Source organism: Halomonas sp. McD50-4, from assembly GCF_022348135.1.
Lineage (GTDB): Bacteria > Pseudomonadota > Gammaproteobacteria > Pseudomonadales > Halomonadaceae > Vreelandella > Vreelandella piezotolerans.
The window spans coordinates 117,725-124,990 of the sequence record NZ_JAKRFG010000012.1 but is presented as its reverse complement, the minus strand read 5'-3'; the positions used below and the strand labels follow the sequence as shown (position 1 = coordinate 124,990).

Annotated in this window: 5 protein-coding genes and 1 rRNA gene; 2 read left to right on the top strand and 4 right to left on the bottom strand. The window is 56.8% G+C overall.

The window, feature by feature from the left end; all coding sequences use genetic code 11:
• Positions 1–89: ribosomal RNA gene (gene rrf / locus MHM85_RS14675) — 5S ribosomal RNA — on the top strand; the annotation flags it as partial.
• Positions 90–377: 288 nt separating this feature from the next.
• Here the strand turns inward: rrf and guaD are convergent.
• From guaD to xdhA, 4 genes are read right to left on the bottom strand one after another with little or no spacing between them, the layout of a single operon-like run.
• Positions 378–1,688, bottom strand: coding sequence for a guanine deaminase (gene guaD / locus MHM85_RS14670; protein WP_219863612.1), 1,311 nt, complete (start codon positions 1,686–1,688; stop codon positions 378–380).
• 1 nt (position 1,689) lies between these two features.
• Positions 1,690–2,559 (bottom strand): xanthine dehydrogenase accessory protein XdhC, encoded by an 870-nt coding sequence (xdhC, locus tag MHM85_RS14665; protein WP_219863614.1) that lies wholly within the window; start codon positions 2,557–2,559, stop codon positions 1,690–1,692.
• On the bottom strand, positions 2,556–4,979 hold the full coding sequence (gene xdhB, locus MHM85_RS14660) for a xanthine dehydrogenase molybdopterin binding subunit (protein ID WP_239286351.1): 2,424 nt from the start codon (positions 4,977–4,979) through the stop codon (positions 2,556–2,558). The genes xdhC and xdhB overlap by 4 nt, the downstream gene beginning before the upstream one ends.
• Positions 4,963–6,414 (bottom strand): xanthine dehydrogenase small subunit, encoded by a 1,452-nt coding sequence (xdhA, locus tag MHM85_RS14655; RefSeq protein ID WP_239286350.1) that lies wholly within the window; start codon positions 6,412–6,414, stop codon positions 4,963–4,965. Before xdhA ends, xdhB begins: the two co-directional genes overlap by 17 nt.
• Positions 6,415–6,615: 201 nt before the next feature.
• Between xdhA and MHM85_RS14650 the strand changes: the two genes are divergently transcribed.
• Positions 6,616–7,266 (top strand): TetR family transcriptional regulator C-terminal domain-containing protein, encoded by a 651-nt coding sequence (locus tag MHM85_RS14650; protein ID WP_139528542.1) that lies wholly within the window; start codon positions 6,616–6,618, stop codon positions 7,264–7,266.

Genomic DNA, 7,266 nt, shown 5'->3' with positions numbered 1-7,266 from the left:
CCTGATCCCATGCCGAACTCAGAAGTGAAACCGCTTAGCGCCGATGGTAGTGTGGGGTCTCCCCATGCGAGAGTAGGTCATCGTCAGGCACTTATTTAGAAACCCCGGCCATCTGGTCGGGGTTTTGCTTTTTAGGGGTCTCCCCCTGAAGAGTAGCGGAGCGCCGCCCGCCGGGTGGCCGGCCCGAACATCGTCAGGCACTTATATCGCAAAGAACCCAGCCAAACGGCTGGGTTTTTTGTTGCGCGCTCGAGAAGCCCCGTACACACCGTGTGCGGGGCTTTTTGCCGTTTGGGCCATAACCGGTCTGCGCTGCCGTGGAAGTGACAAAAGCCGCTGATGAGAAGCGGCTTGTCTAGCGAGCGTCGATTTCGCAATCAATCCCGGCGATGCTGGCAAACGCCGCCTGCCCAGGTTTCATAGATGGCGCGATCATCGGCCAGCATCATGAGGGCGAAGAGGCGCTCGCCCAGCGTGGTGCAGTGCTGAATGCGGCGCTCAAGAAGCGACGTGGCATGTGGATCGATGACGACGAAATCAGCCTCATAGGAGGGGGCAAGCTGTCCAATGTGATGATCCAGTGACAGCGCTTTGGCGTTACCGTGGGTCAAGCCGTAAAAACCTTGCCATGCCGTCAGTGGCTGGCCGCGCAGTTGGCCCACCTGGTAAGCGCTTTTCAACGTTCCGAAACCCGAAAGATCGGTACCGGCACCAATGTCGCTGGCGTAGGTAAAGGACATACCTGTTTCTTTTGCAGCGTCTCGATCGAAAAGTCCGCTACCCAGAAATAGATTAGAGCTTGGGCAGAACGCAATGTTGGCGCCTCGCTCGGCTAGACGTTGACGCATGCCGTTGTCGAGATGAATACCGTGAGCAAAGGTGCTGCGAGGGCCTACGAGGCCAGCGTCCTCGTACACCGCTAGGTAATCTCGACTGCCTGGGAAAAGTTCGGCCACCCAGTCGAGTTCGCCGCTATTTTCGGCAAGGTGTGTTTGCAGCCATAGCGATGGGTCGTTGCGTAGCAGGGCACCCGCCGCATCCATTTGAGCCTTCGTCGACGTGGGCGCAAAGCGAGGCGTTACACTGTAACCTAGCCGCTGTTGGCCGTGCCAATCCTCGATCAAACGCTCCGTATCGGCAATGCCCGTCGCACCGTCCATTAATGCATCGGGTGCATTGCGGTCCATCAGGACTTTTCCAACGAGCATGCGTAACTGGCGCTTCTGGCAAGTGCTAAAGAATGCATCGACCGATCCTGGGTGGCTAGAACCGAATACTTGAGCCGTCGTCGTGCCAGCTCTTAGCATCTCGTCTAGAAAGGCGTTGGACAGCGCTTGTGCATGGGCATGGTTGGCAAAGCGGCACTCCTCAGGAAAGGTATAGTCATTCAGCCAGTCCAAAAGCTGGCGGCCATACGACGCCATGATATCGAGCTGAACATAGTGAACGTGGGTATCGATAAAACCGGGCAGGATCAATTTGCCGCGATAGTCGAGGATCTGGCTGTGCAGCGGAAGTTGATCGACGAGATCGGCGTAGTGGCCAACCGCCTGGATATGGCCCTCTCGAAGCCACAGGACACCATCGTTGTAATGCTCGAGGCTGCCAGATGTCGGCAGGTCATCGTCCCCTGGGTCACGAGCAAAGCTCACCAGCTCTGCACGAATCAACGTATCGGTAGAAGTCATATTAGCTCGAGGATGTCGCCGTATCGTTAAATAGAGAGCGCAGAACAGCGGGCTCAAGCCCGCGTGTTTGTCGATCAATGGGTTTGTCAGTTAGTGATAAAAGCTCGGTGACGACGGTCATGGCAATCGCATAGGGCGTTTTGTTGCTAAGTTTGTTGCCGTGGATCGCGCCAATAGGGCAGCGTACGCGCTGAATCTCGTTGGGTTGAAAGCCATCACGCGATAAGCGTCGTTGAAAGCTTACCCATTTACTGTCCGAACCGATTAGCCCAATGGTGGTTATGTCCGGGCGTTTGAGTAGCGCTGCAATCAGGGCGTAATCTTCATCGTGGCTGTGAGTCATCACAAGAGCGTGGCATGCGGCAGGGAGGGCCATGATGCAAGAAGTCACGTTTTGCAATAGATGACAGCTCAATCGCGGCTGTTCGTCTGCGCAGTTGCGGAAACTGTCGCTGCGGCTATCGTACCAATCGATATGCCAAGGAAGAGGGGCGCTCAGTTTGACGATTTCATGGCCGACATGACCAGCGCCAAATAGCGCGAGGCGTGGGGAAGTGCCTGGGAATACCTCGAGTAGCACGTTGACGAAGCCACCGCAGCACTGACCGCTACGACCGCCTAGGGAAAAAGCCTCGAGATGAAACCCAGCGTCTCCTTGTCGCAGTAAACCTCTGGCAGCGCTAATGGTTTGCCACTCGAAGGTGCCACCCCCCAGCGTGTCGAAAAGAGCATCATCGGTAATCACCATGCGAGCTCCCGGCTCGCGGGGGGTCGAACCTGCACACGTCACTTGGGTCGCGAGGACATGCGGCGTACCGCTTTGCTGTAAACGATGAAGCGCTGCATGCCAAGTGTCAGGGGGCGTGGTCATAACGCTTTTTTCCTAATCGCATGGGCTGCAAGCATGACTCTTTCCGGCGTGGCGGGGGTGTCTAAGTGAGGGGATGTACGATAGTCCGTCAGGCTCGACAGTGCGTCTCTTAGCGCCGACCACACGCAAATACCCAGCATGAAAGGGGGTTCGCCCACGGCTTTGGAGCGGTATAGGCTTGCCATGGAGTTAGGGTGCCCCTCCATGAGCTCGACATTGAAGACGCGGGGCAGGTCACCGTAAGTAGGGATTTTATAGGTCGCCGGTCCGTCGCTCATCAGCACACCTTTATCGCTCCATTTGAGCTCTTCGCTGGTCAACCAGCCCATTCCCTGAATGAAGCCTCCTTCGATTTGGCCGATATCGATGGCTGGGTTGAGTGAATTGCCGACATCGTGGAGGATGTCCACTCGGTCGACGAGATATTCACCGCTTAGAGTGTCGACACTCACTTCGGCGACCGCTGCTCCAAAGGCATAGTAATAGAAGGGACGACCTTGCCCCGTCGCTCGGTTGTAGTGAATCAAAGGGGTTGCATAGAAGCCTTTTTCCGACAGCGAGACGCGGTTCAAATATGCCGTTTGGATGAGCTCTCCCCACGGGATGCGCCGTTCGCTCTCTCCGCTGCCTGCGACTAGCATGCCATTTTCCAGTCGCATGCCCTCGCGATCTAGCCCCCCCTCGAAATGTCCAGCGGCAAAATCGAACAGCCGCTCACGAAGTTTACCGGCGGCATCTCTGGCCGCCATGCCGTTGAGATCGGCACCGCTAGAGGCGGCGGTGGGCGACGTGTTGGGAACTTTGTCAGTGCGCGTTGCGCTGATGCGGACGCTGTCTAGATCCAGTCCTAGTTCACGGGCAACCACCTGGCAAATTTTCGTGTGCAGCCCCTGACCCATTTCCGTACCGCCATGGTTGATCATGATGCTGCCGTCGGTATAAACATGGAGCAGAGCACCCGCCTGATTGAGGTGCTGAGCGGTGAATGAAATCCCGAATTTAACCGGCGTCAGCGCTAGACCTTTTTTGATGACGGGGCTTGTCGCGTTGAAGTCACGTACCTGTTGGCGTCGCGACCAGTAATCGCTACTGGCTTCCAGCGTATCGACGAGCGTATGCAGCAGTTGCTTTTGATCCACCTGCTGACCGTAATGCGTTGTGTCTCGACCCTCGCGATAGAAATTGCGCTTACGAATGGTGAGCGGGTCTTCGCCGACGTGACGGGCAATGTCATCCATCGCCGCTTCAATGATCATCATGCCCTGTGGACCACCAAAGCCACGGAAGGCGGTGTTGGACGCCGTGTGGGTTTTGGCACGGTGGCCGGTAACGCGGGCATCACCCAGTGAGTAAGCGTTGTCCGCGTGGAACATGGCACGATCCACGATAGCGTCCGAGAGGTCAGGTGAGTAGCCGCAGTCGCCGATGACGGTGATATCGCCACCTTGAATCACGCCGCGAGCGTCGATCGCCAATCGGTATCGATTATGAAAAGGATGGCGCTTGCCCGTGATTCGCATATCGACACTTCGTGGTAGACGCAGCCGTGTAGCTCTGCCCGTACGGCGTGCAATGATCGCAGCGATGCATGCCCAGGGCGATGCTTGCGTCTCTTTGCCCCCAAACCCGCCGCCCATGCGGCGTACCTCCACCGTCACTGCATGGAAAGGGATACCTAGCACCTCGGCAACCAGCTTTTGCGTTTCGCTGGGGTGCTGGTTCGAGGTATGCACCATGACGCCTTCGTCCTCGGTGGGGATCACCACACAGGCCTGGCCCTCGAGATAAAAGTGCTCCTGTCCTCCGATGAACAGGTCGCCGTCGATCACCTGCTCGGCACCTTCTAGTGTTGCTTCCCAGTCCCCACATACTTGTACGTGGGTAGGGCGAACGACCTCTTGCCGTTCGGCGGAGGCGACTGGATCGAGACTGGCTGGCTGCTCATCGAACTGCATCGAGGCCAATGTGACTGCTTGACGAGCGGCCTGATGAGACGTCGCCGCTACGGCAAAAAGACACTGTCCGGCATAGCTGATGTCGTGATCAACGAAAATCGGGTCGCCGGGAAACACGGGGCCAATGTCGGTATGGCCAGGAACATCGTGAAAGGTAATCACATCGACCACGCCAGGCGCCTGACGTACAGCGTCCAGCTCCAACGATACGAGCTTGCCGTGAGCGATGGGCGATAGTCCCAGCGCTATATGGAGCGCATCCTGGGGCGTCTTGAGATCGTCAATGTAGGTCGCTTTGCCGGTCACATGTTTTTCGGCACTCTCGTGAAAGCTGGAGGCACCTGCTTGCCGCTGCCCGTGACTGTCGACCGTATGGCGGGCCAGTGGACCAGAGCCCTGGATGTGATCGCGTAATTCGCGACGAGCACGGCGACTATCGCCATCGAGCTTAGTGAGCGTACGCATCGAGCATCACCTCCTGTGTCGGTGCCGAGAGCGAGAGATAAAGACGCTCCATGAGGTTAGCAGCGGCTTGCTGTCGATAGTGTCGACCGCCGCGTACGTCGCTCATCGGCTGAAAGTCATCGGCGAGTGCTTGCTGAGCAGCTTGGAAGGACTCTTGCGATACGGGGGTGTTCGTCAAAGCGGCTTCTGCTTGCAAGGCGCGCTTGGGTACGGCAGCCATGCCGCCAAAGGCGACGCGCACATCGCTCAAAACACCGTCACTCAGGCGATAGTGAAAGGCGCCTAACACGGCCGAAATATCGTCCTCACGGCGTTTAGAGAGTTTCCACACTTTCAGGTCGCAACCTTCGGCCAAGCGAGGGAGGAATATTCGGCTAATGATTTCATCGTCGGCGAGCGCCGTTTTTTTATAGTCCAAGAAGAAATCGCTCAGAGGGAGTAGGCGACGACCGCCCTGATGGACAAGCTCTATCGAGGCGTTCAGCGCTAACAGCACCGGTGGTGTATCGCCAATGGGCGAGGCGTTGGCGATATTGCCGCCTAGCGTGCCTCGATTGCGCACCTGTTGAGAACCAAGTCGCTGTAGCAGATGAGCAAACGCCGGGAAGTGCGCTTCGAATAGCGGCTCTAACTGGGAATAGGTAACGCCTGCGCCTATCCACCAACCGGGCTGCTCTGCCAATGTGGCTTCCTCGATGTGGTGAAGCGATTCGACGCGTGTGACATCAATTAATTGATTCAGCGTAGCAAGTCGCTGAGTGTTTTCGAGCCATAGATCGGTAGCGCCTGCGACCAAGCGCGCCGATGGATAACGGCGGCGAAGAGCGGTCAGCTCTTTAAGCGAGGTGGGCTGCGCAAAGAAGCGGGAGACGGTCTCTTCCAGGCAGGTGGGCGTCAGTGCTGACGGACATGGCTGAGTGGCGTCGAACCACTGCGGCGTCTGCCACTCGTAGGACGACATGCTGAGGGCAGCATCCCGAATAGGGCGATAACCGGTGCAGCGACATAGGTTGCCCCCCAACGAGGCTTCCAGTCGCTCCGGACTTAAAGGCGCCGGTCGCTGCTGTTGTTGGGCGTGAAGTGTGAAGAGTGACATGACAATACCAGGCGTACAGAAGCCACATTGACTTCCATGGCACTCGACCATCGCGCGTTGCGCCGGGTGAAGCTGTCCATTGACCGATAAGCCTTCTACCGTCACTAGGTGCTGACCCTGTAATTGATGGGCAGGTGTAATACAGGCATTGAGACTGACAAACTCAGAGGCTGTAGGGCCTTTCATCGCCACGGTGCAGGCGCCGCAGTCTCCCGAAGCGCAACCCTCTTTCGTACCCGTCATGCCCAAATGATCGCGCAACAACGTTAGAATGCTGGTGTCAGGGGGCACCTGACACTGGGTCGGGGTGCCATTGAGCAAAAACTCAATTGTCGCCATGCCAAACTCCGTTATGATTGTTCTGACCGATTGGTCAATATCGTTGAGCTTGGGACAAAACGGCGCACCTTGCAAGACTTTGTTAAACACGATGTGTCACGCACTTTTAAAGTGCATTTTATTGAAAGTGCACGGTAATGTGGCGTGCTGCCCAGTACCGCTGACCCGTTCGCTAGCGAGCGATCATAAGGAGCCTACTGAATGTCGGTCGATACCGCGAATCCAGAAAACGCCAGCAGAGAACGTATCGAACAGACCATCTTGAGCGCGGCTGAACAGGTGTTTTCGCAGCATGGTTATCGGGGGGCGAGTCTTCAAGCGATTGCCGATCTTGCCGGGCTGCCCAAAGCTAACGTTCTCTATTACATGGGGAGCAAGCAAGCACTCTATGTACGTCTATTGAACCGAATGATGACGCGATGGAACGCGGTGCTAGAAGATATCCATGAAGACAGCGATCCTGCCCAAGTACTCCGCGACTTCATACGCACCAAAATGGCGCTGGGGCAGCGCTATCCAGAGGGGTCAAAACTGTTCGCAGCGGAAATTCTGGCGGGGGCACCGTTTTTGAAGGAGTACCTCTCTGGTGAGCTCAAAGCGTGGGTCGCTTCCCGTGCCGCCATCATGCGCGCGTGGTCGCGGCAGGGCAAGATGGATGATGTGGACCCGCGCTGGCTGATTTTTTTGATTTGGTCAGCCACCCAGCACTACACGGAATACAGTGCTCAGGTATCCGGTATTCTTGGCGAGGAATCCCTTGGCGAGGCGGATCTGTTGTCCATTTGCCAATTCTTGGAGCACGTCATTCTCAAGGGGTGCGGTATTGCACCCTCTGACGCGCTGACCCAATGA